Annotated in this window: 23 protein-coding genes; 11 read left to right on the top strand and 12 right to left on the bottom strand. The window is 65.5% G+C overall.

Going from position 1 to position 26,691, the window contains the following annotated elements; translation table 11 throughout:
• Positions 1 to 2: 2 nt before the first annotated feature.
• Complete coding sequence (locus F2P45_RS02105; RefSeq protein ID WP_166870111.1) at positions 3 to 1,184, bottom strand: type II secretion system F family protein; 1,182 nt, start codon at positions 1,182 to 1,184, stop codon at positions 3 to 5.
• A gap of 458 nt (positions 1,185 to 1,642) precedes the next feature.
• On the opposite strand from F2P45_RS02105, the gene F2P45_RS02110 reads away from it, so the two are divergent.
• On the top strand, positions 1,643 to 2,683 hold the full coding sequence (locus tag F2P45_RS02110) for an Rpn family recombination-promoting nuclease/putative transposase (RefSeq protein WP_166870112.1): 1,041 nt from the start codon (positions 1,643 to 1,645) through the stop codon (positions 2,681 to 2,683).
• Between the two features lie 70 nt (positions 2,684 to 2,753).
• Here F2P45_RS02110 and F2P45_RS02115 read toward each other — a convergent pair whose 3' ends face one another.
• The 5 genes from F2P45_RS02115 to alr form a co-directional block, all read right to left on the bottom strand.
• Positions 2,754 to 4,124: a glutamine synthetase family protein gene (locus tag F2P45_RS02115; RefSeq protein ID WP_166870113.1), complete on the bottom strand. Its 1,371-nt coding sequence runs from the start codon at positions 4,122 to 4,124 to the stop codon at positions 2,754 to 2,756.
• An 11-nt stretch (positions 4,125 to 4,135) separates the two neighbouring features.
• Positions 4,136 to 5,503, bottom strand: a complete 1,368-nt coding sequence (gene fliD / locus F2P45_RS02120; RefSeq protein ID WP_166870114.1) for a flagellar filament capping protein FliD — start codon at positions 5,501 to 5,503, stop codon at positions 4,136 to 4,138.
• A gap of 164 nt (positions 5,504 to 5,667) precedes the next feature.
• Positions 5,668 to 5,988 (bottom strand): PilZ domain-containing protein, encoded by a 321-nt coding sequence (locus F2P45_RS02125; RefSeq protein ID WP_166870115.1) that lies wholly within the window; start codon positions 5,986 to 5,988, stop codon positions 5,668 to 5,670.
• Between the two features lie 60 nt (positions 5,989 to 6,048).
• Positions 6,049 to 7,425, bottom strand: coding sequence for a DNA repair protein RadA (gene radA / locus F2P45_RS02130; RefSeq protein ID WP_166870116.1), 1,377 nt, complete (start codon positions 7,423 to 7,425; stop codon positions 6,049 to 6,051).
• Positions 7,418 to 8,524: an alanine racemase gene (alr, locus tag F2P45_RS02135; RefSeq protein WP_166870117.1), complete on the bottom strand. Its 1,107-nt coding sequence runs from the start codon at positions 8,522 to 8,524 to the stop codon at positions 7,418 to 7,420. The genes radA and alr overlap by 8 nt, the downstream gene beginning before the upstream one ends.
• Positions 8,525 to 8,651: 127 nt before the next feature.
• Between alr and lplT the strand changes: the two genes are divergently transcribed.
• On the top strand, positions 8,652 to 9,914 hold the full coding sequence (gene lplT / locus F2P45_RS02140) for a lysophospholipid transporter LplT (protein ID WP_166870118.1): 1,263 nt from the start codon (positions 8,652 to 8,654) through the stop codon (positions 9,912 to 9,914).
• Here the strand turns inward: lplT and F2P45_RS02145 are convergent, their stop codons facing one another.
• From F2P45_RS02145 to tsaB, 4 genes are read right to left on the bottom strand one after another with little or no spacing between them, the layout of a single operon-like run.
• Entirely contained in the window at positions 9,915 to 10,889 is a 975-nt protein-coding gene (locus F2P45_RS02145; protein WP_166870119.1) for a DUF1853 family protein, read from the bottom strand.
• Complete coding sequence (locus F2P45_RS02150; RefSeq protein WP_166870120.1) at positions 10,873 to 11,778, bottom strand: uracil-DNA glycosylase; 906 nt, start codon at positions 11,776 to 11,778, stop codon at positions 10,873 to 10,875. Before F2P45_RS02150 ends, F2P45_RS02145 begins: the two co-directional genes overlap by 17 nt.
• Positions 11,775 to 12,245, bottom strand: a complete 471-nt coding sequence (rimI, locus tag F2P45_RS02155) for a ribosomal protein S18-alanine N-acetyltransferase (RefSeq protein WP_166870121.1) — start codon at positions 12,243 to 12,245, stop codon at positions 11,775 to 11,777. Before rimI ends, F2P45_RS02150 begins: the two co-directional genes overlap by 4 nt.
• Positions 12,242 to 12,958 carry a tRNA (adenosine(37)-N6)-threonylcarbamoyltransferase complex dimerization subunit type 1 TsaB gene (gene tsaB / locus F2P45_RS02160; RefSeq protein WP_166870122.1) on the bottom strand — a complete coding sequence of 239 codons (717 nt, stop codon included), beginning with the start codon at positions 12,956 to 12,958 and terminating at the stop codon, positions 12,242 to 12,244. Before tsaB ends, rimI begins: the two co-directional genes overlap by 4 nt.
• A gap of 78 nt (positions 12,959 to 13,036) precedes the next feature.
• Here tsaB and F2P45_RS02165 point away from each other — a divergent pair, with 78 nt between their 5' ends.
• From F2P45_RS02165 to F2P45_RS02200, 8 genes are all read left to right on the top strand, one after another.
• Complete coding sequence (locus F2P45_RS02165; RefSeq protein WP_166870123.1) at positions 13,037 to 13,459, top strand: thioredoxin family protein; 423 nt, start codon at positions 13,037 to 13,039, stop codon at positions 13,457 to 13,459.
• 22 nt (positions 13,460 to 13,481) lie between these two features.
• Complete coding sequence (locus F2P45_RS35965; RefSeq protein WP_229504877.1) at positions 13,482 to 14,066, top strand: hypothetical protein; 585 nt, start codon at positions 13,482 to 13,484, stop codon at positions 14,064 to 14,066.
• Between the two features lie 257 nt (positions 14,067 to 14,323).
• Entirely contained in the window at positions 14,324 to 15,076 is a 753-nt protein-coding gene (locus tag F2P45_RS02175) for a hypothetical protein (RefSeq protein ID WP_166870124.1), read from the top strand.
• 4 nt (positions 15,077 to 15,080) lie between these two features.
• The gene (locus F2P45_RS02180) at positions 15,081 to 16,145 is read left to right on the top strand and encodes a tetratricopeptide repeat protein (protein ID WP_166870125.1); all 1,065 of its coding nucleotides are present in this window, start codon (positions 15,081 to 15,083) and stop codon (positions 16,143 to 16,145) included.
• Positions 16,146 to 16,177: 32 nt separating this feature from the next.
• Positions 16,178 to 17,335, top strand: coding sequence for a tetratricopeptide repeat protein (locus F2P45_RS02185; RefSeq protein ID WP_166870126.1), 1,158 nt, complete (start codon positions 16,178 to 16,180; stop codon positions 17,333 to 17,335).
• A 91-nt stretch (positions 17,336 to 17,426) separates the two neighbouring features.
• Positions 17,427 to 18,491, top strand: coding sequence for a hypothetical protein (locus F2P45_RS02190; RefSeq protein WP_166870127.1), 1,065 nt, complete (start codon positions 17,427 to 17,429; stop codon positions 18,489 to 18,491).
• A gap of 31 nt (positions 18,492 to 18,522) precedes the next feature.
• Complete coding sequence (locus tag F2P45_RS02195; protein WP_166870128.1) at positions 18,523 to 19,380, top strand: DUF2059 domain-containing protein; 858 nt, start codon at positions 18,523 to 18,525, stop codon at positions 19,378 to 19,380.
• A gap of 50 nt (positions 19,381 to 19,430) precedes the next feature.
• A complete protein-coding gene (locus F2P45_RS02200; protein WP_166870129.1) occupies positions 19,431 to 20,363 on the top strand; it encodes a DUF2059 domain-containing protein in 933 nt (310 codons plus the stop codon).
• Positions 20,364 to 20,367: 4 nt separating this feature from the next.
• Here F2P45_RS02200 and F2P45_RS02205 read toward each other — a convergent pair whose 3' ends face one another.
• On the bottom strand, positions 20,368 to 22,662 hold the full coding sequence (locus tag F2P45_RS02205) for a xanthine dehydrogenase family protein molybdopterin-binding subunit (protein WP_166870130.1): 2,295 nt from the start codon (positions 22,660 to 22,662) through the stop codon (positions 20,368 to 20,370).
• 98 nt (positions 22,663 to 22,760) lie between these two features.
• Positions 22,761 to 25,889: a bifunctional diguanylate cyclase/phosphodiesterase gene (locus F2P45_RS02210; RefSeq protein ID WP_166870131.1), complete on the bottom strand. Its 3,129-nt coding sequence runs from the start codon at positions 25,887 to 25,889 to the stop codon at positions 22,761 to 22,763.
• Positions 25,890 to 26,200: 311 nt separating this feature from the next.
• Between F2P45_RS02210 and F2P45_RS02215 the strand changes: the two genes are divergently transcribed.
• Complete coding sequence (locus F2P45_RS02215; RefSeq protein WP_166870132.1) at positions 26,201 to 26,635, top strand: hypothetical protein; 435 nt, start codon at positions 26,201 to 26,203, stop codon at positions 26,633 to 26,635.
• Positions 26,636 to 26,691 lie beyond the last annotated feature (56 nt).

Here is a 26,691-nt window from a genome sequence, read left to right on the forward strand (position 1 = left end):
GTTCATTGCAGGGTCCCGGCAAGGTCGAAGATCGGCATGTACAGCAGCACCACGATGGCGCCGATGACGACGCCGATGGCCGCCATCAGCACCGGCTCGAAGGTTTTGCTGAATTTTTCGATCCACAGCGTGGTTTCGGCGTCGTAGAACAGCGCGGCGCGGGTGAGCATCAGCCCAAGCTGGCCGGAGCGCTCGCCCACGCGCAGCATGCGCAGCGCGATCGGCGTGGTCAAGCCGTTCCGTTCGAGCGACTCGGAAAAGCTGCCGCCCTGCGCGATGGCGTGGCGCGCCGCCGCCAATGCGCCGCGCCGCGCCGGCGAAATGGCGCCGCTGACCATGTCGAGCGCCGACACCACGGCGATGCCGCCTTCGAGCAGCATGCCGAGGGTGAGGTACAGGCGCGCCAGTTCCAGGATGTGCATGCGTTCGCGCACGCCCGGCAGACGCGTAAACAGCTGCATCAGCTGGCCCGAGCGGTGCATGCGGCGCAGCCAGAAGAACAGCGCCGTACCGATGGCGGCGAGCGTGAGCATGATCGCCATGCCATGGCCGGCGACCGCGCCGCCCCATTTGATCAGCCATTGCGACAGCATCGGCAGTTCGCGTCCGCTGCCCTGGTAGACAGCCGAGAATTTGGGCACCACGTACCCGAGCAGGAACATGCTGACCGCGCTGCCGACCGTGAGCAGGATCACCGGGTAGATGGACGCGCTGACCAGGCGATTGCGCACGCCATCGACGCGCACCTGGTATTCGATGTAGCGCGTGAGCGCCTGCGGCAGGTCGCTGGTGCGCTCGGCGGCCTTGACGATGCCGCCGAACAGGGGCGGAAACGATTCCGGCTCAGCCGCAATCGCCACCGAAAAGCGCAAGCCGTCGCGCATGCGCGCCAGCAGGCGGGCCAGCAGCGCGCCGGTGTCGGTGTGGGATTCTTTTTCGCTGAGCGCCTCCAGGCTTTCGACCAGGCCAAGGCCCGCTTCGAGCAGGGCCAGCAGCTCCTGGGTGAACAGCACGAGGGAAAAGGTTTTGCCGCGGCGCTGGGCGGTTACCGCGACCGGCCGCACCTCCAGCACGGTCAGGCGGCGTTCGACAGCGGCGCGCGATGCGGCGGTGGCATCGCTGGCGTCCAGTTCCAGCATCTGGACCCGATTGTCGGGCCCCACAGCACGAATCGCGAAGCGCACGGGCGGATCAGCGGGCGACGCCGGCGACAAGGCCGCGCAACTGCCGGCGTGGAAATGGATTCATGCTGCCCCTGCTTTCATAAACATCCTGGTCGAACGCATCGTGGTTTGCCACTATAGAAAAGTGCACGCCCACCTCAACATCATCGGTCCGACCACTTAAGCATCGGCCTGACCAATTCGCATTCTACTACTGTTGATGTCATTTGGATATGTGACTTTAAAGACACGGCTTTCACAACTATTCATTGCAAAAAAGTTCATGACGGCGGCGTATTCCCAAGTCATTTCTTATTTGCATAACTCGGCGGAATGATTTCGGCAATGTCGCGCTTGCCTGCCGTGACAAGCCTGCGGCGATGTCCGCGCGAGGATGCGACCTTGAAGCGCCAGTTTCGTGCCCCGCGCACGCCTGAGCCAGCGCAACGGACAGCCACTGCCGCTCGCTACAATGCGCCATGACCGCCCACCACGACCTCGGATACCGTTCGCTGTTCGCCCACCCGGAACTGGTGCGCGAACTGATCGCCGACTTTACCCCCTTCAAGCTGCTCGATAGCATCGCGCTGTCGTCCTTCAAGCGGGTCAATGCGACCTATGTGAGCGAACGCGCATCGGCGCGCGAGGCCGACATGGTGTGGCGCGTACAGGTCGGTGATCGTTGCCTGTACGTCTACCTGCTTCTCGAATTCCAGTCCAGCGTGGACCGCTGGATGGCCCTGCGCATGCAGACCTACATCGGCTTGCTGCACCAGGACCTGGTCAAGCGCCACGAATTGCCGCGCGGCGCGCTGTTGCCCCCGGTGCTGCCGCTGGTCTTTTACAACGGCAAGCGGCGCTGGAGCGCCAGCACGGAGCTGGCCGAGCTCCTGATGGAAGTGCCCGCCGAGCTGGCGCCGTTCCAGCCATCCCAACGGTATGTGTTGATCGACCAGAAACGTCTTGACCAGACAGCCCTGAAAGCGAATGCCAATGTGTTGTCACTGCTGTTCCGGCTCGAACTTTCATCCGCTCCCGAGGTCTTACAGGAGATAGCGCCGGCGCTGGTCACTTGGCTATGCGCAACGCCGCCGCGCGGCCTGCGCCGATCGGTTGCGGCTTGGGCGAACCGCGTGGCGGAGCGCAGGTCCGGAAGACCGGGACCGTTTTCATTGGAGAATATGGAGGAGTCTACTGACATGGGACGCAAATTTGCAACCTGGGCCGAAGAATTCGAGTATATCGGTTTCAAGAAGGGACGCGCGGAAGGCAAGGCTGAAGGAAGGGCCGAAGGAAAGGCCGAAGGCAAACTGATCGCCCTGCGTGCAATGCTGCAAAGCCTGTTGCGCCGCCGCTTCGGCGACCTGCCTGCGCCGGCTGTTCAGCGTATCGGCGAGGCCACCCAGCCTGAGCTTGAACAGTGGTTCGAACGCGCCCTCGCCGCGTGGAGCCTGGAGGGCGTGTTTGGCGATGATGACATGCCCGTCCGGGACATGCCCGTCCGGGACGTGCCTGACTGAGGCCGGCTCAATCTGTCATGCCCGTTGCGACTATCAGGACAACAAGGCGTCGAAGGGAACCAGCACCTCCCTACACGTGCAGCAACAAATGCTCGCGCTCCCAGGGGCTGATGACGGTCATGAATTCCAGATGCTCCTGGTCCTTGATGGCGGCATACACGTCGACGAAGCGCTCGCCCAGCACGTCGCGCAGCTTGTCCTCGGCGCGCAGCAGGCCCAGCGCTTGCGGCAAGCCCCGCGGCAGCTCGAAGTCGAGCGCGTGCGCGCTGCCGACCGTCATCGCACTCGGCGCAATCTCTTCGGTCATGCCCAGATAACCGCACGCCAAGGTGACCGCGAATGCCAGGTAGGGATTGGCGTCGGCGCCGATGACGCGGTTTTCCACCTTGCGCTCCTGCGCTGTCGACTCCGGCACCCGGAAGCCGACCGTGCGGTTATCCAGCCCCCACTGCACATTGATGGGCGCCGTGGTGTGGCGCACGATGCGCCGATAGGAATTGACATACGGCGCGGCCAGCGCCATCGCGGCCGGCATGTAGCGCTGCAAGCCACCGATGTAGTGGTAAAACGCGGGCGACGGCGCCCCTTGCGGCGTACTGAACAGGTTCAGGCCGGTGCCGCTGTCGGTGACGCCTTGGTGCACGTGCATCGCCGAGCCCGGCTCGTTGGCGAGCGGCTTGGCCATGAAGGTGGCGTACATATTGTGCTTGAGCGCCGCTTCGCGCAAGGTACGCTTGAAGAAGAACACATTGTCGGCCATGGCCAGGGGCTCGCACGAGAGCAGGTCGATGCCGAACTGGCCGGCGCCGATTTCGTGGATCAGGGTGTCGACGTCGAGTTGCATGAGCTCGCAAAAATCGTAGATATCCTCGAACAGGGGATCGAATTCGTTGACGGCGTCGATGCTGTAGATCTGGCGGCTGGTTTCGGCGCGGCCGCTACGGCCGATGGGCGAACGCAGCGGCAGGTCGGGGTCGTTGTTGCGCGCGGTCAGGTAAAACTCCAGTTCCGGGCCCACGCTCGGTGCCCAGCCCTTGTCCGCATACAGCTTGAGCACGCGCCGCAGCACGCTGCGCGGGGCAAAATCGACCAGGCTGCCGTCGGAAAAATAGCAATCGTGGATGACCTGCGCGGTCGGGTCGAGCGCCCACGGCACCATGGTGATGGTGGACGGATCGGGCCGCAGCACCATGTCGCGGTCGGTCTGGGAAATGGCGCGGAAGTAGGCGACGTCGTTGGCCGGATAATTGCCGGTCACGGTCATGCCGAGCACGGCTTCCGGCATGCGCATGCCGCGTTCGTTGGTGAACTTGGTGCGCGGCAGGATTTTGCCGCGCGCGACGCCGGTCAGGTCCGGTACCAGGCACTCAATTTCGGTGACCTGGCGCTGGTTGAGCCACAGGTCCATATCGCTGAAAGTAAAGTTCTTGCGAACCGCCATTCCACATCTCCTCAAGCCATGAAATCGAACAGCGAGCGGGCCCCTCCTCCGGGCAGGCCGGGCAAGGCACTGTTGGCGCCGCCGCCCTGGCTGATCTCGGTGTAGCGCGCGACCAGGTTGCTCGCCTGGGCGTTGAGCGCGTTGGTGAGCGCGCTCTTCTGCCCGGCCAGGGTGGTCACGCTGCGCTCGGCAGTCGCTTTTTCCTTGCCGATGCTGCTGCCGGCGCCGAGCAGCTGGCCCAGCTGCATGTCCAGTTTGTCGGCAATGCCTTTGCCGCCATCGGTGAACAACTTGCCGACCGCGCCAGGATCGGCCTGCACCGCCGAGGCCAGGACCTTGGCGTCGATCTTGAGCGTGCCGTTCTTGTCGAGCGTGACGCCGGCTTTTTCCAGTGCTTCGCTGTTGCTCCGGACCATATTCGTCAACTGATCCTGCGCCTGGCGCAGCGCCGGATCGGATTTCAGCCCGCCCTGCTGCAAGCCTTGCAAGGTGGACGAGAGCTTGTTGAAGCCATCGACAAAATTGCCGATATTCTTGGCGATCGCGCCGGTTTCCTGCGCGACGACGACTTTGCTGGCCCCTTTGCCCGTCAGCGCCAGCGCCGTGCCGCCGATCTGGCCGGTGATGACATTGCTGGAACTGGTGACCCGCTTGCCGTCGATATTGAGCATCGCGTCCTGGGCGGCGCTGCCCGCCGTCAGGTTCTTGAGGCCGGCCGGATTGTAAGCCAGCAGTTTCTCGACCGCCGCATCACCGCCGGCGCTGATGCGCATGCTGCCGGCCGCGCCTTCCGGCCCCTTGATTTGCAATGCGAAGCCGGCGCTGCTCTTGACGATGGAGGCGTCGATGCCGGCCGCCTTGAAGGCATCAGCCATGCCCTGCAGGGTATTGTTGCCGCTGTCGATGCTGATTGAACGCACGCTGCCGTTAGGCGTGAAGCCGCTGCCCGACTCGGTGCCGAATTCGACCTTGATAGCAGTCGGCAAACCGCTGCCGATGGGCGTGTCCTTGTCTTTTTGCGGGCGCGCCAGCAGGATTTGCGACTGCGCGAGTTGCTGCACGTCGATGGCATAGGTGCCCGACTTGGCGCCGGTCATGGTCACGGCGGTCAGCACGTTGGGGCTCGACGAGGTGGCGCCGGTTTGCAGGCCGGCGCCGGACAACGACTGGGTCAGGGACTGGAAGTTGGCCAGCGCGCTTTGCAACTGACCGAGGCCGGACAGGCGGGTCTGGTCGCGGGTCAGCTGGGCGCTGAGTTTCTGGACCCCGGCGTTTTGCGCAAACAGGCTCTTGTTGACCCGGCCGTACATCTCGGCGGAGGCGGCGTTGCCCGACTTGAGGCCACCCAGGACACTGTTGGAATTGATCGGCACGGCCATGATGTTTTACCTTTGATTCACGTTTAACGTAAAGGTAACACATTCGCCGGCCCTGCCACGTTCAACTTCCCGCTCCAGATCTGAGGCAGATCAAGGGCGGCGGGGAACCAGCTTGCGCCAGTCGCGGGCGGCGGCATGCATCGCTGACGCGCCGTGCTTGCGTCTTACTTGAGGAACTTGGCCAGTTGCGTCATGCCCGACAAGTTCAGATTGAGGAAGCTGAAGCCAATCTTGAAGGCGCCATGGCTCAAAATGCAATACGAGGCCTTGCTGCGTACATCGATCGTGGTCATGCCGCCGTCGACGAACAGGTCGAAGCGCAACTGCGCATTGGCCCCCACCTGGATCGGGTCGGGCGACAAGATGCACATACCGTTCGCACCCACGTCAACCGTCTTGACCGTCACCGGCGAAAAGCCGTCCACCACCACGACAGCTTTTACTTTTAACAATTTTCGCTGCGTTTGTCTTTGTTCGTTAAACACTTTTCGCCCGTTGGTATTGCAGAGATGTACATTATAGTTCTAATTTGCAATATGCGTTGGCTAATCAAGTTCGCGCAGTTTGTTAAATGCCTCGTCGATCCGTTCGACCGCCACGATCGTCATGCCCTCGATTTTCTGCTTCGGCACGTTGGCTTTGGGAATCATCGCAATCGAGAAACCCAGCTTGGCCGCTTCGCGCAGGCGTTCCTGTCCGCGCGGCGCCGGCCGGATTTCGCCCGCCAGCCCCACTTCGCCGAACACCACCAGTCCGCGCGGCAGCGGTTTGCTGCGCATCGAGGAGTTAATCGCCAGCAGCACCGCCAGATCGGCCGCCGGCTCGGTGATCTTGACCCCGCCGACCGCATTGATGAACACATCCTGGTCGAACGCGGCGATGCCGGCGTGCCGGTGCAGCACCGCCAGCAGCATCGCCAGCCGGTTTTGCTCCAGCCCCACCGACAGGCGGCGCGCGTTGGGCAGGTGGCTGGTATCGACCAGCGCCTGGATTTCGACCAGCAAGGGACGCGTGCCTTCCTGCGTCACCATCACGCACGAGCCCGGCACCTGGTTGTCGTGTTGCGAAAGAAACAGCGCCGATGGGTTGGACACCCCTTTCAACCCTTTTTCGGTCATCGCGAACACGCCCAGCTCGTTGACCGCGCCGAAACGGTTCTTGATCGCCCGCACCAGCCGGAAACTGGACTGGGTGTCGCCCTCGAAATACAGTACCGTGTCGACGATGTGTTCCAGCACGCGCGGCCCGGCCAGCGCCCCTTCTTTGGTCACGTGGCCGACCAGGATAATGGTCACGCCGGTCTGCTTGGCCACCCGGGTCAGTTGCGCGGCGCACTCGCGCACCTGCGCCACCGAACCGGGCGCCGACGTGAGCGCGTCGGAATACACAGTCTGGATCGAGTCGATCACCGCCACTTCGGGCTTGAGGTCGGCCAGGGTGCCCAAGATCTTCTCGAGTTGGATCTCGGCCTGCAGTTTAAGTTCCTTGCCATCGACGCCGAGCCGGCGTGCGCGCAGGGCGATCTGGGCGCCCGATTCCTCGCCGCTCACATATAAAGTACTCTTGATATGCGAAATATTGGCCAGCGCCTGCAGCAGCAGGGTCGACTTGCCGATCCCGGGGTCGCCGCCGATCAGCACCACCCCGCCCGACACCAGCCCGCCGCCCAGCACGCGGTCGAATTCTTCGATCCCGGTGCCGAAGCGCGGCACGTCGACCGCCTCGATGTCGGCCAGCGACAGCACCGGCGCGGTCTGCGCCAGGCTCTTGTGCTGGGTCTGCGACAGGCGGTTGACGCCGGGCGTGTCGACCACGGTCTCGACCATGGTATTCCACTGATGGCAGGCCGCGCACTGCCCGGTCCATTTGTTGCTGATCCCGCCGCAGTCGCTGCAGGTGTATTGCGTTTTAGCTTTAGCCATTGAGATCCAGATTGCCTTCCACGACGCGCACGCGGGGAGCCAGCGCGCACATTAATTCGTAACCGATGGTGCCGGCGGCGTTGGCCACGGTGTCGATCGGCAAGCCGGCGCCCCACAGGATCACCTTGCTGCCGACCCCGGCGCGCGCCACATGGGTCAGGTCGACCGCCATCATGTCCATCGAGACCCGTCCCACCAGCTTGGTCAGGATGCCGTCGACCAGAACCGGTGTGCCGTGCGGGGCGTGGCGCGGATAGCCGTCGGCGTAGCCGCAGGCGACCACACCGACCGTCATCGGCCACTCGGCCTGGAAGCCGCTGCCGTAGCCGACCGAGTCGCCGGCCACCAGGTCTTGCACGCCGATGATTTCGCTGGCCAGGGTCATGGTCGGACGCAGGTCGAATTCGGCCGCGCTGCGCCCGCCCGGAGTGCCGCCGTACAACATGATGCCGGGACGCACCCAGTCGTTCGAGAGTTCGTCCGACAGCGCCGCCTGGTGCAGCACACCGCCCGAGTTCGACAGGCTGCGCTGGCCCGCCAAGCCGTCCGCCCCCAGGCAGAAGCGGCGCACCTGTTCGAGCACGGTCAGGCGCGGGTGTTCCAGCTCGTCGGCGTTGGCGAAGTGGGTCATCAGGGTGATCTCGCGCACCGCCGGGATGGCGCGCAGGCGCGCATGCGCGGCCGCGAACGCTTCCGGGCGGAAGCCGAGCCGGTTCATGCCGGTATTCATCTTCAGGTGCACGTCGATCGGGCCGGCCAGCGTGGCCTGCTCCAGCAGCACGATCTGCTCGGTCGTATGCACAGTGCTGTTGAGCTCATGGCGCACCAGCAAATCGACATCGGCGGCGTCGAAAATCCCTTCCAGCAGCAGGATCGGGCGCGTCCAGCCCAGCTCGCGCAGGCGGAGCGCGTTCTCGGTTTCGATCAGGGCCAGCCCATCGGCGTCGGCAAAGCCGCGCATGCCGCGTTCCAGCCCATGGCCGTAGGCGTTGGCCTTGACCACCCCCCACACCTTCGCGTGCGGTGCGCAGTCCCGCACCCGCATCAGGTTATGCTTCATGGAATCAAGATGAATCGTGGCGATCAGCGGACGCGGCATAGTGCGAAATGAGGAAATTGGCAAGCCTGTATTTTACCGGACGCAGCCCGTTCCGGCGTGCCGATTTCTTTGGCTTCCCAGCCATTCATGGTATAAAGCAACCCACACTAGCTTTTAGACTTCTCGAATGAATCGTGGTTTTTACACCATCATGGCGGCGCAGTTTTTTTCGTCGCTGGCAGACAACGCCTTGCTGTTCGTGGCGATCGACCTGCTGATCTCCATGCATGCGCCGGCGTCGCTGACGCCTTTGCTGAAGCTTTCCTTTGTCCTCTTCTACGTGCTCCTTGCGCCCTTTGTCGGCGCTTTCGCCGATTCCATGCCCAAGGGCAAAGTGATGTTCATCGCCAACCTGGTCAAGGTCTTCGGTTGCGCGCTCATCTTCTTCCAGGTGCACCCGCTGCTTGCGTACGCGGTGGTCGGTTTCGGCGCGGCGGTGTATTCGCCGGCCAAGTACGGCATCCTCACTGAATTGTTACCACCAGAGAAACTGGTCGCCGCCAACGGCTGGATCGAGGGCCTGACCGTGATGTCGATCATTCTCGGCACCGTGATGGGCGGCGCGCTGGTCAGCGCCAAGGCCTCGGCCTTCATGCTCGGCTTCGACGTGCCTTTCATCGACACCGGCATCAACACCACCACCGAAGCGGCCCTGTGCGTGGTGGTGGCCGTGTATATCCTGGCGACCCTGTTCAACCTGCGCATTCCCGATACCCTGGCCAAATATGCCCACCAGGAACGCAATCCGGCCAAGCTGATCGCCGACTTCGCCAATTGCTCCTCGCTGCTGTGGAAAGACAAACTGGGCCAGATTTCGCTGGCCGTGACCACCCTGTTCTGGGGCGCCGGCGCGACCTTGCAGTTCATCGTGCTCAAGTGGGCCGAGAAATCGCTGCACATGCCGCTCGACAAAGCCACCACCCTGATCGGCATCGTCGCGCTCGGCGTGGCCGTGGGCGCCGCCACCTCGGCCAAGATGATTCCTCTCAAGAAATCGCTGACCGTGATTCCGCTTGGCATTGCCATGGGCGTGGTCGTGGTCTGCATGACCATGGTCCATTCGGTCCTGATCGCCTATCCGCTGCTGCTGCTGATCGGCGTGCTGTCGGGCTTCTTCGTGGTGCCGATGAATGCGCTGCTGCAGCACCGCGGCCACGTCCTGATGAGCGCCGGCCACTCGATCGCCGTGCAGAATTTCAATGAGAACCTGTCGATCCTGACCATGCTGGCCATCTACGCCATCCTGATCACCTTGAAAGTGGACTTGAACATCGTGATCATCGGCTTCGGCATGTCGGTGGCCGGCATCATGTTCCTGATCATGCGCAAGCACAAGATGAACCAGGCCGAGCACGATTCGCTCGCCCTGATCGGCGAGCACAAGCACTGATCAGGCGGGCTGGCCGCCTGTTTCCGAGCCGATCATTTTCTGGCGGAAGGCGGCGCGCACGCGCCAGTCGTTGGGCACGATGAAACCGCGCTGGGTTTCAAGCAGGCCGCCTTGCTCCACGCGCACGGCGGCCACCAGCACCGGCATCGGCACCGTGCCGAATTTCTCCGCCAGGGTGGCCTGCAACTGTTCCCGAGTGAGCAATCCGGCCTGGTCCGGCGCGCGGAACGGCGCCAGCCATTGCAGGCGCGGCAAGATCACCCAGGCATCCGGCGCCAGTGCCGCCACCTCGTCGAGGGCGCACCAGAAGCCGCGGCAGTGCTGGCCGGAGATGCCGTCCATCGCCTGCCCCGCCCCACCCGGATAGAACAGCCAGCCCTTGACCAGCGCCCGCGCCCGCGTGACGGGGCGCGGCAGCACAGCCTGGGCAGCCGGATGCGCGCCCAGCGCCAGTTGCCGGTCGAAGATCTTGCGCATCTTGGCGCCCAGGCTGTCGGCCAGGTTGGGGCCGACAAAGGTGTCGAAGCGCGATGCGGCCGCGCCTTCCAGCAGATAAAACTTGGTGGCGAACTCGATGTGCTCCAAACCGCCGTCGCCGTGATCGAGCAGGAAATCGAACTCGCCGACCGTATCGTTGCGGCTGGCGCGCACCTGCAAACCGTGCGCCACCAGCTGGCCGTGTTCCTGGAAATAGAAAGCCATCAGCTTTTCGGCGTACAGGCCCAGGCGCGTATAGTTGCGCGTGCCGAGTACATCGAGCAGGGGCGCGGGATCGGCGTCGAGGCGCATCAGCCAGTCGCCCACCGCCGCCGGCAGCACGCCCAGGCTGGCGATGCGGCCTTCCCAGTGCGGGTCGGCCGGATCGAGCAGGTCGGGCGCGTGCAGCAGCCAGGCCAGCGCGCGCACGTGCGGCTGCGCCAGCTGTCCCCAGCGGCGCGCGAAGGCGGCCTGGTAGTTGTCAGGCGCGCCGGTCATCGTGCTCGCGCGCAAGGCACAGGTCGGCCCAGGCCAGCGCCTTGTCGGCGCCGCGCCGCAGCAGCTCGCCCGGATGCAGGGTGGCCACCAGCTTGACCCCGGCGATCTCGTGCACCTGGCCGCGCGAACCGGCCAGCGCTTCCTGCAAGGGCTTGCCCTGCAGGGCATTGGCGGCGATCTGGCCGAGCGTGAGCACCATCGACGCGCCGGAGAGCGCCAGTTCGCGGTCGAGGTAGGGCCGGCAGGCCAGCGCTTCCTCGGCGCTCGGGGCGCGGTCGCCGCCGTTGGCACTGGTGGGGCGGCATTTGATCAGGTTGGTGACGTAGACATTGCTCTCGCGCGCGAGATCGACCGCTGCCAGCATGTTGACCAGCAGCTTGCCCGGTTCGCCCGACAGCGGCTGGCGCTCTTTTTCGTCGGACGCGGTGGAGGCCCCGGCCGCCACGAACCAGATTGCCTGCTGCGCGCCGTTGCCGTAGACCGGCTTGCGTCCGCCCTTGCACAGGCCACAGCGGGTGCAACTGCCGATGGCGCTCCTGAGCTGGACCCAGTCCATGGCGGCGATGTCATCGTCGGTGGGCGGCGGCGCGGGCGGCTCCTCGCCCCAGGCCGAATCGGCGGCGGGGCCGGGAGCTGGGCTGACAGCCGGCGGCGCGGCCCTGGCCACCACTGCCGGCGACGCCGGCATGACGACCGGCGCGGCGACAGGCGCAGGCGCGGGTGCGGGCGCGGACATGGCGGCAGGCGCAGGCGCGGCTTCCTGGGCGCTCTGCGCAAGCTCGCCGGGATCGGCCTCGTCGGCCGCGCCAGCGGCGGCATCGCGCAAGGTCCACAGCGGACCGATGCCCATCTCCTGCAAAAAGGCGCTGTCGCGCGCGCTAATACTCATAAGACGAACCTCATCACGATGGCATCCTCGCGCTTGCCGTCATGGGCGGGATAGTAGCCGCGGCGGCGGCCGATTTCGGTATAGCCGTACTGCTGGTAGACGGCCAGCGCGCGCACGTTGGACGGGCGCACTTCGAGCAGGATCGAGTCCATCGACAGCCCGCGCGCGCAGGCGGCGACCTTGTCGAGCAGGTAGCGGCCCAGACCCTCTCCCTGGCGTTCGGCGGCCACGGCCACATTGAGCAGGTGCGCTTCGTCGACGATCGGCATCAGCAAAAAATAGCCGAGCAGCGCCCCGCCGCGCTCGCGCAGCACCCAGGCGTTGTAGCCGCTGCCGAGCGAATCGGTGAAGTTGCCGCGAGTCCAGGGATGCGGGTAGACCTGCTGTTCCAGCGCGAACACGTCGTCGACATCGGCCGCCACCATCGGTGCATACACCAGGTGGTCATCGTCGCGCAGCGCGCTCATGCGGCAGCCTTGGCGGCGTTGATGACGCTGCGTTCCGCGCTGGTGTAGGCGATCTTGTTGCGCAGGTACAGCGGCTGGGCGGCCGCCGCGCCGACCGCCTTGCCCGCCGCCAGCGCCGCGCGCCCGAGCGGCGCCAGCTGGGCGGCGTGCGGCATGATTTCCGGATAGGTGGCCGCGAACGCCTGCCCAGGGAAAGCGTCGGGATAGGCGGCCAGGCCGTTGCCGCAGGCGGCCAGAGGGCCATCCACCGGCACGGGCGCCACGGCGCCGGGCGCGCACAGGACCGGCGCAAGCAGTTCGCGCCACAGGCCGGCGGCGCTGTCGTAGCGGTACTGGGCCCAGTAGACCTCGCCCATGCGCGCGTCGAGCACGGCCACCACATTGGTGGCGCCATGCTGCTGGCGGCAGGCCACGGCCATTGCTTCGAGCGTGATCAGGGGCAGCACCGGCAAGCCGGCGCCGTAGGCCAGGCCCTGGGCGATGCCGCAGGCGGTGCGCACGCCGGTAAACGATCCGGGACCGGCGCCGAAGGCGATGGCGCCGCACTCCTTCAGGGCGATGCCGGCCTCGGCCAGCAGTTCCTGCACCATCGGCAGGATCGATTGCGAGTGGGTGCGGACCCCGGACGATTCACGGGCGAAGACGGTGTCGCCGCGCAGCAAGGCGCAGGACGCCATCTCGGACGAGGTTTCAATAGCGAGAATAATAGACATCCCGTATTTTAACCCGGCCAAGCGTCGCCTTGGCGCTTTGGCAAGCAGGGCTTCGTCGCCCGATGTAGAATGCCGCTCATGCACAGCCACACACTCGACTCCGACAACCGCGACAGCATTGCGCAAGCGCTGGGCGACGACCGCTGGATCGTCGCTTGCCTGTGCGCGGCCTGGTGCGGCACCTGCGCCTCCTACCGCGCCGCCTTCGACGGCCTGGCCGCGCGCCATCCCGACAAGCACTTCATCTGGATCGATATCGAAGACCAGGCCGAGGTGGTGGGCGACCTCGATGTCGACAATTTTCCCACCCTGCTGATCCAGCGCCATGAGATGGTGACCTTCTTCGGCACCATGCTGCCCGACCCGGCGCTGGCCGAACGGTTGATCCAGGCCCAGGTCGCGCAATCGGACCAGGAACTGGCGCTCCAGGCACGCAGCAGCGAGGAGCGCCGCCTGTGGCAGGAGCAATGCAACCTGCGCACGCTGCTGCGGCGCGCCTGACACTGGCCGACCATGAATGCGTTTGAGCCAAGTCAACAGCACCCGAAAACGGATAGCCGACGATGGGATATCGTGGTTGAACACTTTTGGGGAAGCGCAGATAATGGATATCATGGAAGCCCGCATCGTTAAACTTGAGATGGTGATAGAAAAGATTCTCGAACGTCTGACGTCCCTGGAACGTGACGTCGCCGTCATCCGCTCCAACTACGCCACCAAAGCGGACCTGCTGGGACTGCAAGCGAAGCTGGAAGCGAAGCTTGAAGCGAAACTGGAAGCGGCAAGCGCCAACGCCGCCAGCAAAGCGGATCTACTGGCGCTGGAAGCGAAGCTGGAAGCGGCAAGCGCCAACGCCGCCAGCAAAACGGACCTGCTGGCGCTGGAAGCGAAGCTGGAAGCGGCAAGTGCCAACGCCGCCAGCAAAACGGACCTGCTGGCGCTGCAAGCGAAGCTGGAAGCGGCAAGCGCCAACTACGCCACCAAAGCCGACCTGTTGGCGCTGCAAGCCTCGCTTGCCACATTCGAGACCACCATCATCAAGTGGTTTATCGGCACTGCCGTCACGCTGTCCGGACTGTCCTTCGCCGCCGCGAAATTGATCGCCTAGGCAGTTGCCGCCGCACCAGCCTGAGCGATCCCCGCCAGCCGGGGATTTCTTACGCCCGAACGCCTGATCCTGCCCCTTGCAGCACCCGCCGCAACCTTGCACTTGCACGAAGATTGTCCTTAGAGCACCATTTACTGGTATTCTGTCGACCCTCCGTGTAATTATTGAAACTCTTCTAAAACGACATCGGGAGCGACGCCGGCAACAGCCTGCTGGCGCGCACAACCGCTGCCGGATTGGATCACTTCCGCGCCCGAATGAACGCTAACCGACTCTTGAGCCTGATCCTGACCGCCACCCTGACCGGCCCCGTGCTGGCCGCTGGCGACGACAAATTCGACGACTATTTCGACACCCAGATGAAGGCGGCCCAGAAGGCCATGAGCGAGAAGCGCTACGCCAGCGTCAAGGAAAAGGTGCTGGAGCTGGAAAAGGCGCTGACCCGCGCCGACCCCGACTACGGCGAAAAATCGCAATGGGCCTACGTGCTCGACTTCAAGCGCTTCTCCCTGTACGAAATGGGCGAGCAGGAAGCGGCCGTCGAGAGTTGCCGCCGCACCGTCAAGGTGCTCGCCTCCAACGACTGGCCTTACCTGGCCGAATTCAACGTGGTGCGCGCCGCGCGCCGCGCCTGCCACAACATGCTGGCCTACGAACAGAGCGCGGTCGCCACCACCGTGCCCCAGCACGAAGAAGCCATCTCCCAGATCGAGCAGTGCTTCGACACCGTCTCGCCGATCGAAGACGACTCGGTGCTCGACAATTTCTACGAAACGCGCGCCACGGTCTACCTGAAGGCCAACGCCGCCACCAAAAACAAATACCAGCCGCAATTGTTCGACACCCTGGCCCGCGCCGACCTGCGCAAACTGGCGCTGGACGAGGATCCCGAGTTTGCCAAGATCATGAAAACGCCGGCTTACCTGAGTTTCAGGAAAGACTTCAAGCTTCCCAAGAAAAACACCAGGCCAGGCATCAACCTGTCTTTCCACTCATCCGACGCCCGCTGACACCATGCATCTTTCCGCCCGCACCGCCCTGTTGAAAACCTCGATCGCCGCCGCCTGCCTGGCCTTGTCGCTCGGCGCCCACGGCGCCGAGCCCAAGCCGCCCGCAGACGGGACCGTACGCGCCCAGATCGACAGCCTGGGCGACAGCACCATCGCCGCCCTCGTGGTCGAGCAGCGCTGGACCGACGTACTGCCGCTGGCACGCGCCTGGACGCGCAGCAATCCCGGCTCGGCGCGCGCCTGGTATTACCTCGGCAAGGCCCAGCACCACCTCGACAAAACGGCCGAGGCCGAAGTCTCGCTCAAGCGTTCGCTGGGCCTGGCGCCGGACGATGCCCAGACCTTGAATGAGCTGGGCAACATCGCCAGCAGCCGCGACAAGCGCGAGGCCGCCATCGGCTACTACGAGCGCGCCTACAAGGCCGACCCGAGCCTGCCGGCCGTGTCCGAAAACCTCGGCGCGGTGCTGGCCGCGTCCGGCAAGTACCAGCCGGCCCGCAGCGCCCTGCTGAACGCCATCGAACTCGATCCGTCCAGCAGCTTCGCCTGGCACACCCTGGGCACGGTGCACGAAAAACTGGGACAGATGAGCGAAGCGGAACAAGATTACCGCAAGGCGCTGGAACTGGCCCCGGCCCGCGAAAACACCGCCGTCGCACTGGCCACCCTGCTCCACGCGCAAGGCAAGTACGCCTACGCGCTGCAGGTCTACCGCAACGCCGTGCGGCAGCGCGCCGACGATCCGGCCGTCTGGCACGGCATGAGCAATTCGATGGCCTCGATCGGGCGCATCGACGACGCCGTCAACGCCAGCCGGCGCGCGATCCGGCTCGATCCGGCCTACGCCGCCGCCTGGCACGGACTGGGCGTGCGCTACCTGCAAAAGCGCAATTTCGCCAAGGCGCTGATCGCCCTGAACAAGGCCGTCGCGCTCGATCCCAAGTCGGCCAACGCCTGGACCAGCCTGGTCGTGCTGCACAGCCTGCGCCAGGACCAGCCGGCGCGGCGCAAGGCCCTGCTCCGCCTGCGCAAGCTCGACCGCGTCGCCGCCGATAGCCTCAGCAAATAAATCATTTACCCTTACAGCCAAGCATCCATCCCATGACCATCGCCCTCCGCCCCCTTTTCGCCAGCGTGGCTGCCGCCCTCATCCTGTCCGGCTGCGGCGCCCTGCCGGCCACGGATCCCGCCGCCAAGGCATCGGCCCAGCACGGCATCCTGGTATCGAACGGCAAGCTGACCGAAGAAGGCGAACTGCGGCGCGACCTCGGACTCGAGCATTCGACCGCCGGGCGCCATGCCGCCGCCTACACCCAGTGGCTGCCGCTGGCCGAGCAAGGCCACGCCGAATCGCAATTCAACATCGGCCTGATGCTGCGCGACGGCCTCGGCGTCACGGCCGACGCCGCCAGATCGCTCGACTGGACGCGCAAGGCGGCCGCCGCCAGTTATCCCGACGCCTACCTGGCGCTGGGCGTGCGCTACGCCAATGGCAGCGGCGTGGCCAAAGACCCGCTTGAGGCGCTGCGCCTGTGGCGCCACGGCGCCGGCCTGGGCGACGCCGACAGCGCCTTCTATGCCGGCCAGGCCCTGTTCTTCGGGCTGGACGTGCCGCGCGACGGCCCCGGCGGCCTGAAACTGCTGCTCCAGGCGGCCCAGGCCGATACGCCGAGCGTGCGCGCCCAGTCGATCCTCGGCATGATTTACCTGACCGGCGAAGATGGCGTGGCGCGCGACTACGCCAAGGCGCGCCAGTGGCTGGCGCTGGCCGCGGCCGGCGAAGACAGCCAGGCCCAGCACCACCTGGGCGTGATGCATCAGTTCGGCCGCGGCGGCCCGGCCGACATGCGGCGCGCCGTCGCGTGGTACGAACGCGCCGCGCGCCAGGGCAATCCGGCCTCGCTCAACAACCTGGCCACCTTCTACAAGAACGGCAAGAACCTGCCGAAAGACGTCAAGAAGGCGCGCGAGTATTTCGAACGCGCCCATGCTGCCGGCAACTTCGACGCCACCGTGAACCTGGGCGACATGCTGTTCATGACACGCGCCGCCCCGGCCGAGCGCGAAAAGGCGGTGGCGCTCTACAAGCAGGCGGCCGAGGCGGCGCACGCCCCCGGCCAGTGCCGCTACGCCCGGGTGCTGCGCCACGGCGAAGGCGTCAGCGCCAATGCCGACGAGTCGGCCGCGTGGCTGGACAAGGCCAAGGCGGCCAAGCTGGCCTGCGACACCAGGCTGCCGCTGGCGACGTTCCTGAAGTAATCCGGGCGACCGGCCCGACGTCGCCCGGCATCCCGGGCATGCGGGCCACCGGCGTCGACGCCGCTCAACCACCACTCTTGAAAAGAAACCCATGACGCCACAGTCCTCCCCAGACGCCCACTCTTCCGGCGGCTTCGTCCAGAGCGCCGCCGCGTACGGCGTCGCCGCGCCGCGCCCCGGCCTGCTGCTGGTCGTGCTGCTGCTCATCGCCGCCTGCATCGTGGTGCTGACCGCAATCGACCTGGCGACCATGTCGGCGCGGATTGCCTCCCTGACCAGTTCGCTGGATGGCACGAAGCTCCCGGTCGACGCCCTGCGCAGCAGCCAGCTCAACAGCTCGCTGTTCATCGCGGCCTTCATGGCCGGCGTGCTGGCCCTGATCGCCTTCGGGCACAATTGGGCGCGCTGGGTCTGGCTGAGCCTGTGCATGCTGGTCGGTTTGCTGGTCGCGCTCGGCACGGTCGTGCTGATGTTCGGCTACGCACCGGAAGCGGCCATGTTCAAGTGCGCCGTGTACCTGGTCCTGTTCGTGCTCTCGTGCATGCTATTCTCGCCGTCGAGCAATGCGTGGTTCCGCCAGATCAAGGAGATCCGCAACAACCCGCGCCTGCGTCCGGCGGCGGGCGGCGCCAGCCCGGCTCCCGGCCAGCTTGCCACCCCGGCCGACGGCCAACCCTACCATCCCTACGCGCCGCCGGGCGGCATGCCGGCCGGCCCCGCAGCGCCGGTGGCGATCCCGCCGCGCCCGCGCACCATCTCGCTGGCCCTTGCGCTGTTCGTGCTCAACGCGCTGCTCGGCATGGTCCTGACCGTGCTGTACCTGCCCGACGTGTTCGCCACCCAGAACGCCGTGCTGGGCGAAGGGATGATGAAAAACCTGGCCTACGGCGGCATTGCATTCGGCATCATCCTGATGGTGATCATGCTCTACTACATCGCGCGCGGCTCGAATGTGGCGCGCTGGATCTGGACCGCGATGGCCGTGCTCGGCTTTCTGAACGCCTACGCGGCCCTGAAAATGGCGTTTGTCATCTCGCCCACCTACGGCGCGCTGCTCTCGCTCAGCCAGCTGCTCTCGCTGGCCGGGACGATCCTGCTGTTCGTGCCCGCGTCCAGCGCGTGGATACGCGCGGTAACGCTGGCGCGCAACAAGTAATCAGCTCCCGACCGTGCAACGGAACCAGGCCATGCAAACCCGTTCAGCCTTCCTGTGGCGCCTGCTGGCCCAGGCCAGCCTCGCACTCCTGGCGCTGACCCAGGCCGCGCAGGCGGCCCCGGCCACCAAGGCCAGCCTGCGCGCGTACTTCGAGGCCACCGGCATGGCGCGCCAGATGAGCACCTCCATGCAAGCGATCGCACAAGCCCAGCAAGACGAATGGCAGGCCGAAAGCGACCCCGTGAGAAAGGCCGCGCAAAAAGGCGTGCTGGACGACTTCAATGCGCGCATGCGCACCCGCATGGTCTGGAGCAAGGTCGAGCCGCTCGCGCTGGCCAGCTACCAGGCGCATCTGAGCGAAAGCGATGTCAAGGCCCTGCTCGCGCATGCCCGTACGCCTGCCGGACAATTGCGTTACCACAAACTAAACCCGGCCATGCTCAAGCAGTTGCCGGCCGTCCAGAAATACTTGCTGAGCGTGCTTTCCCAGGTCGCCGCCAAGCCAGCGCCGGCGGCGCCCGCAGCCGCGCTGGCGCCGGCGGGACCGGACCAGGCCCTGTTGCTCACCTATCTGCGCACCATTCCGGGCGAGAAAGAAGATTTCGAGGAAAACATGGCGGCGATGGAAGACCTGATGGGCTTGTCGATCGACGCCGGCGGCGACGCCGCCGGCGAGACACTGCTCGCGCGCACCCTGGCCGAGCTGAAAGCGCAGCTCTCGTTCGACCAGGTCACCCTGCTCAAGGCGCGCCTGCTGAGCGGCGTCCTGAGCGACGCTGAACTGGCCCTGCTGATCGACGACAACCGGCGCCCGCAGCGCCGCGAGCAACTGCGCAAGCTGCGCAAAGCCGAGCAGCAATTCCAGCGGCGCATGATCAACACCATGTAAGCGCAGCGCCGCCAGCGCACTGATTTTTTACCACCCTGCCGAAAGCCACCATGCACGCATCCCTCATCAGCGCCGGGCGCTACGCCGCCACCGCATTCGTCTTCACCCTGGCCATGGCGCAAGCCCACGCCGCCCCTGCTACCAAGGAAACCCTGCACCGCTATTTCGAGGTTTCCAAGATCTCCAGCCTGACCGACAATGTCGTCGACACCATGTCGGCGGTCAAGGCCAAGGAATGGAAGGAAGAAACCAAGCCGAAGGAAAAGGCCAAAAAGAAGGCCATGTACGACCAGACCAACAAGATTATCCGCAAATACGTCAAATGGTCCGCGCTCGAACCGATCGCCATCGAGACTTACCAGAAGGAGCTGGAAGAAGCCGATGTGCAGGAGATGATCGTCCATGCGCAAAGCCCGGTCGGCCAGATCATCACCAACAAGATGACGCCTGCCATCATCAAGCAGTTGCCGGAGGTGGGCAAGTATCTGGAGGAACGCGTCGAGGCGCTCAGTGCGCAAAAGCCCGGCGCCCCGGCACCGGCGCCGCTGCCGCCCGCGCCGCCAGCGAACCGGAAGGAAGCGCTGGCGCGCACCCTGATGCTCGAGATGCCCGGCGCGCGCGAAGAATTCACGGCGATGATGGCGACGATGAGCGAGCGCATGATGGAAAGCGTGGCCGTCCTCGTCGGTGAGGACAGCGCCACGGGCATGGAAGCCGAGACCAGGCGCCTCGCCACCCTGTTCAAGGAACAGGTGACGTTCGAAGAAATCGTCGCCCTGAAAGCGCGCGCGATCGGCAACGACCTGAGCGAAGCCGACCTCAGCGCCGTTATCGAAGACAACAAGAAGCCGGCCCGCCGCGCCCAGCTGATCAAGGCCAAAAAGGCCGAGGCCGCGATGCAGGAGCGTATGAACACCTATCTGCAGGAGACCGTCTTCCCGGTGATGGTGCCGGAACTGATGAAAGCGATGGACAAAAAATAGGCCGTCAGGCCAGGCGCAGCGGCAAGCTGCGCAAGCGCTGCCCGGTCAGTTTGAACAGCGCGTTGGCCAGCGCCGGCGCGATCGGCGGCGTGCCGGGCTCCCCGACTCCCTCGGGCGGCTCGGCGCTCTTGATGATCACCGTCTCGACCTCGGGCGCGCTGTCGATCCGCAGCACCGGGTAATCGCCAAAATTGCCCTGCTCGATGCGCCCGTTTTTCACGGTGATCTCGCCTCCCAGCGCGGCCGACAGGCCGAACACCACCGCCGACTCCATCTGCTGCGCGATGATGTTCGGGTTGACCGCCAGCCCGCAATCGATGGCGCACACCACGCGGTGCACGCGGATTTGCTTGCCCGTCACCGACACCTCGGCCACTTGCGCCACGATGCTGCCGAACGACTGGTGCAGGGCCACGCCATGCGCGCGTCCGGCCGGCGCCGTGCCGGCTTTGGCCAGCGCCGCGTCGAGCACCGCCAGGTGGCGCGGATGGCGCGCCAGCAGCGCGCGCCGGAACGGCGCCCCATCCTGCCCGGCCGCATGCGCCAGTTCGTCGATGAAGCTTTCCTTGAAAAAGGCATTGTGCGAGTGCCCGACCGAGCGCCAGTAACCGAGCGGCACGGCGCTGTCGACGATCACGTGCACCACGCGCTGGTTGTCGATCTCGTACTGCATGTCGTATTCGCCTTCGGCCGTGGTCTTGTCCGGGCCGACGCCGGGCAGGCCCAGGTTGCGCGGAAAATACTGGTGCCCGATCGAGCCGCTGGCCGACTTGTTGTCGTAGGCGACGATACGGCCCTGCGCGTCCACGCTGCCGCTAAAGCGCGCCAGCGCGGCCGGCCGGTACACATCGTGCGTCATATCGTCCTCGCGCGACCAGACCAGCTGCACCGGCTTGCCGCCGGCCGCCATGGCCAGCGCCACCGCCTGCCCCACCATGTCCACTTCCAGCCGGCGCCCGAAGCCGCCGCCGAGCAGCATCACCTCGACCGACACGTCGGCGCGCGCCACGCCCGCCACCTTGGCCGCCATGTCGACGCACATGCTCGGCACCTGGGTCGAGGCCCACAGCCTGACCTTGCCGTGCGCGACCTGCGCGGTGCAGTTGACCGGCTCCATGGTGGCATGCGCGAGGAACGGCGCGCGGTATTCGGCGCGGATGGTCTTGCCCCCTGCCTTCACCGCCCCGGTGGCCGCGGCCACGTCGCCCGTCTCGTAGTAGGTGAAGCCCGATTCGTTATCGAGCGCGCTGGCGAACTGCTTGAAAATAGCGGCGCTCGACAGGCCGGCGTTGGCGCCCTCGTCCCACTTGACGGCCAGCGCGCCGAGCGCCTGGCGCGCGCGCCAGTAAGAATCGGCAATCACCGCCACCCCGGCGCCGGCGCCGGTCCGGTGGCTCGCCGGAGGCGCCAGCCCGACCACCGCCACCACGCCCGGCATGGCTTTGGCGGCGGCGGCGTCGAACGACGCGACTTTGCCGCCCACCACCGGCGACATCGTCAGCGCCGCATACAGCATGCCGGGCGGGCGCGCGTCGATCCCGAACAGGGCGCTGCCATTGACCTTGGCCGGCGAATCGCGGCGCGCCTGCGGGGTGCCGATCAGGGTGAACTCGGCCGGCTCCTTGAGGCGCACGTCGCCAGGTCCGATGTCGAGCCCCGCCGCCGCCGCTTTCGCCGCCAGGCTGCCGTACGAGGCGCGCTTGCCGCCCGGGTGCACCACGAAGCCGGCGCTGCCCTTGCACTGCGCGGCCGGCACGCCCCACTCCTGCGCGGCGGCGGCAATGAGCATGGCGCGCGCCACGGCGCCGGCTTCGCGCATCGGCAGCCAGGCATCCTTGACGCTGCTCGATCCGCCCGTCATCATGATGCCCATCTCGCGCGCCACTTTGGCGAGCATCCACTGCGCGCCTTCCTTGACGCTGCCGCGGTCGTCGGGATGGAAGGGCAGCGTCTCGCGCAGCACTTCCAGGTTGCTGAAGATCTTGTCGATCGGCGCCTGGCTGATGCGCACCTGCGCCAGCGGCACGTCGAGCTCCTCGGCCAGCAGCATCGGCAGCGCGGTGTTGACGCCCTGCCCCATCTCACAGCGCGGCACCACCACCGACACGGTGCCGTCGGGCGCGATCGCCACCCAGCCGTTCAGGGCCACCGCGCCGCCGCCCAGCACCAGCGGCTGCGCGCTGTGCAGGCGCTGGCGCGGCGGCTGCACGCCCCAGCCCACCACCAGCGCGCCGCCGGCGGCCAGGCCGCCCAGCAGGAAACGGCGGCGGGTCTTGTTCTTCGGTGCGTTCTGGCTCATTGCAGTCTCATGGCGTGCGTGGGGAGTGGCACTGTAGCATGCGCGCCGCGCGGCGACAGTACGACCTAAGGGGGGGGCGCGAGTTACAGGGGCGCGAGTTACAGGGGCGCGAGCCGGTTCCAGCGCGCCAGGATCGCGTCCGGCAGCTCCGGGCGGCTGTACAGGTAGCCCTGCGCCTGGTTGCAGCCGTGGCGCAGCAAGAAGGCGGCCTGCTCGTCGGTCTCGACCCCTTCCGCGATGACCGACAGGTTCATGCTCTTGCCAAGCTGGATGATGGCGATCGCGATCGCCTCGTCGTTGACGTCGGTCGAGATATCCTTGATGAAGCTGCGGTCGATTTTCAAGGTCTGCACCGGCAGTTGCTTGAGGTAGGCCAGCGACGAGTAGCCGGTGCCGAAATCGTCGATCGCCAGGCCCACGCCGATCGAATGCAGGTCGTTGATGAAGACCAGCGCGTCGCCGGTATTCATGATCACCGACTCGGTCACTTCCAGCTGCAGGCGCTGCGGCGCCAGGCCGGTTTCCTGGAGGATGTCGGCCACCATGTTGACGATGCTGCCGCGTTCGAACTGCTTGACCGACAGGTTGACCGCGATCTTCGGCACATGCAGGCCGGCCGCTTCCCAGCGGATCATCTGGCGGCAGGCCTCTTCCAGCACCCACTTGCCGAGCTGGTTGATGAAGCCCGTATCTTCGGCCAGCGGGATGAAGCGCACCGGCGTCACATTGCCCAGCTCCGGATTGTGCCAGCGCACCAGCGCCTCGACCCCGATCAGGCGGCCCGTGTCGATTTCGACCTGCGGCTGGTAGTTCAGGAAAATCTCGTTCTTGTCGATCGAGCGGCGCAGCATCGCTTCCAGGCGCAGGCGCTCGACGCCTTCGCCGGTCATCGACGGCGCATAGAACCGATAGCCGTTGCGCCCGCGCGCCTTGGCCTGGTACATGGCCACGTCGGCATTGCGGATCAGCATGGTCAGGTCGGCCGCATCGTCCGGGAACACGCTGATGCCGACACTGCCGGTGACGAACAGCTCGTAATCGGAAATGATGAAAGGCTGTTCGAACATGGCCATCAGTTTTTCGGCCACCAGGCCGGCGCCGACCTGGCCGCCCACATTTTCGAGCAGGACGATGAATTCGTCGCCGCCCAGGCGCGCCAGCGTGTCGCCTTCGCGCAGCTTGCCCTGCAGGGCCGCCGCTACCTGTTTGAGCAATTCGTCGCCCACATGGTGGCCGAGCGTGTCGTTGACGTTCTTGAAGCGATCGAGGTCGATGAACATCACCGCCAGCTGCTGGCCGTCGCGCGAGGCGCGCGCCAGCGCGTGTTGCAGGCGGTCGTGGAACAGCAGGCGGTTGGGCAGCGCGGTGAGCGAATCGTGGTGCGCCATGTGGTCGAGCTGCTCCTGCGATTCCTTGACCTTGGTGATATCGCTGAACACCGCCACATAGTGCGTGGTCGCGCCGTGGTCGTCGCGCACCGCGGAGACGGTCAGCCACTGCAGATAGGTTTCGCCGTTCTTGCGCGTGTCCCAGCGCTCGCCGCGCCAGAAGCCGTTTTCTTCCAGTTCGGCCCACATCTGCTGGTACATGGCCGGACTTTCGGTGGAAGAACGGGTCAGGCGCACATCCTTGCCGACCGCTTCGATGTCGGTGAAGCCGGTGATCTGGGTGAACGCCGGGTTGACCGCCACGATCACGAGATCGACGTCGATCACCATCACGGCATCGGCGATATGTTCGAGCACCGTGGCCGACAGGCGCAGCTTTTCCTCGGCCTCGCGCCGCTCGGTGACGTCGGCATAGACCCAGATGCTGCCGCCGTTGGGGCGTTCCGGGTCGAGCGCGCAGCCGCTCACGCGGCACCAGAACACGGTGCCGTCTTCCTTCATGTACTGGCGCTCCTCGTTGTAGTCCTTGCCGTCGGCCAGGGCCGCGTACTGGCGCTCGCCCGCGCGCAGGAATTCGTCGTGGCTCGGATACATGATGTCGGCCAGCTTGCCGGTCATCTCGCCGCTGGCGTAGCCGAACAGGTCTTCGCAGCGCCGGTTGACCGACACGATGCGCCGTTCGCGCACGAACATCACGCCGAACATGACATTGTCGAGAATCGCGCTTTGCTCGGTCAGCAGCGCCTCGATGCGCATTTCGTTGTGTTTGCGTTCGCTGATGTCGGCGATGATCCCGTCGACCCACGAATTCTCAAGCTTGTCGGCGGCCTGCGGCTGGCCGTTCTCGGAGACCCAGCGCTCGGTGCCGGTCGAATCGATGATGCGGTACTCGATCTGGTACGGACGCCCGCTGCTCATCGCCTCGCGCACGGTGCGGCTTTGCATGCGCCGGTCTTCGGGGCAGATCAGGTCCGACCAGGCGTCGGTGGTGCTGCGCATGAACAGCGCGGCGGCGTAGCCGGAAATGTCTTCGATGGCGTCGCTGACAAAATCGATGGAGCCGCCCGGACGCACGCGGAACACCGCGCCCGGCACCTGGGTGACGATGGTGCGGAAGCGCTCCTCGCGCCGGCCGATGTCTTCGAACAGGTGCTTGATGGCGACCCGCATCTGCTCCATCTGCTTGGCCAGGCGGCCCAGTTCATCGCTGCCTTCGAGTTCGAGGCGCGTTTCGAAGTCGCCGTGCGAGAGGCGGTCGGAAAACTTCATCAGCTGGCGCAGCGGCACCAGCAAGCGCTTGTTCAGGAACAGCACGATCAGCACCAGCGACACGGTCAGCTGGAACGCCAGCACGAAGGCGTAGTTGGACTGCTTGCCGCGCAATTCCTGCTGGCTGCGGGCGTCGTCCATCTCGACCACGACCACGCCGATGCGCTCGCCGCGCACCAGGATGTCGCGTTCGGCGCGGTAGATTCTCCCGACCGGGCGCTGGGCCGAATGGATGTTGATGAACTGGGCGTCGGCCTGGCCGATCACCTGGATATGCAGCACCGACGGATCGCGCATCACCGATTCGACCAGCGACTGGGCCGATTCGGCGTTCATGTTCCAGAGCGACTCCTGCATGCCGAGGGCGAGGATGTCGACGTTGCGGCGCAGCGACTCGCCCAGCACCGCCTTGGCCGCCGTCTGCTCCTGCACGCCGATCAGCACATAGCTGCCGATCATGGCGGGAATGACCAGTCCGCCGAAGACGACCAGCATCAGCGCGCCGTAGATCGACAGCCCGTACAGCTTGCCCAGCTTGGTACGGAAACGTTGGTAGGCCGTGCTAAGCATGCAGCGAGTCGGAAAGCATACGCGAGGATGTCGGAATGATAATTTGGACAATAAAAGTTTTCTATGCGGAATTATGCACGGAAGCACCCGCCAAGTCATCAACAGCACGGAAGGATGAGGCGTTTTACTGACGGAGGGGAAAACAGTTGACGTATTGCTTGCACCGGGGTGCGCTATCCAGGTCACAATCCCACCGTGGATGAGAATCATTCTTTTCGAGGCTTGCAGCGGCAACAATCGATGGTAGATTGATCCACTCCGTTCAAAATCCAGCATCCAGCCATGCCTGACGACGAAACCAGAGGTCCTCCATGAAAATCGATCCCGCTACCACCCCGCTGTTTTCAGCCCGGACAACAGCCCCGGCGCCGTTCCAGGCCGCACGATCGACGGCGGCGTCCGGCAACGCCACGCGGGAAGCCGCCGGCGTCAGGCAAGCCGACTTTACCAGCATGACGCGCCAGGACATGCGCGACTGGGCCAACGGCCAGATCCGCAGCGGGCAAATGTCGCTCGACGACGGCCGCCCGTTCATGGCCATGACCATGAAGATCCCGGCCGGCGGGGGCGCGGAGGTGCCCGCCGAGGGCGATGGCGAACGCATCGACTCTAGCCAGAAGTTGCGCAGCGGCATAGACGGCGCCATCGCGCGCAACGATCAGCTAACGCGCAAGATGCTCGAATCGGCCATGGACATCCTGCGGCAAAACCAGGGCAGGACGATCGGGATCGATACCAGCGCCTGAGGACCTCAGGGTGGTTCGCGCAGCAAGCACAGGGAGATGGCGCCCCTGAACCCGGC

It is taken from the genome of Massilia mucilaginosa (assembly GCF_011682145.1).
Lineage (GTDB): Bacteria > Pseudomonadota > Gammaproteobacteria > Burkholderiales > Burkholderiaceae_D > Telluria_A > Telluria_A mucilaginosa.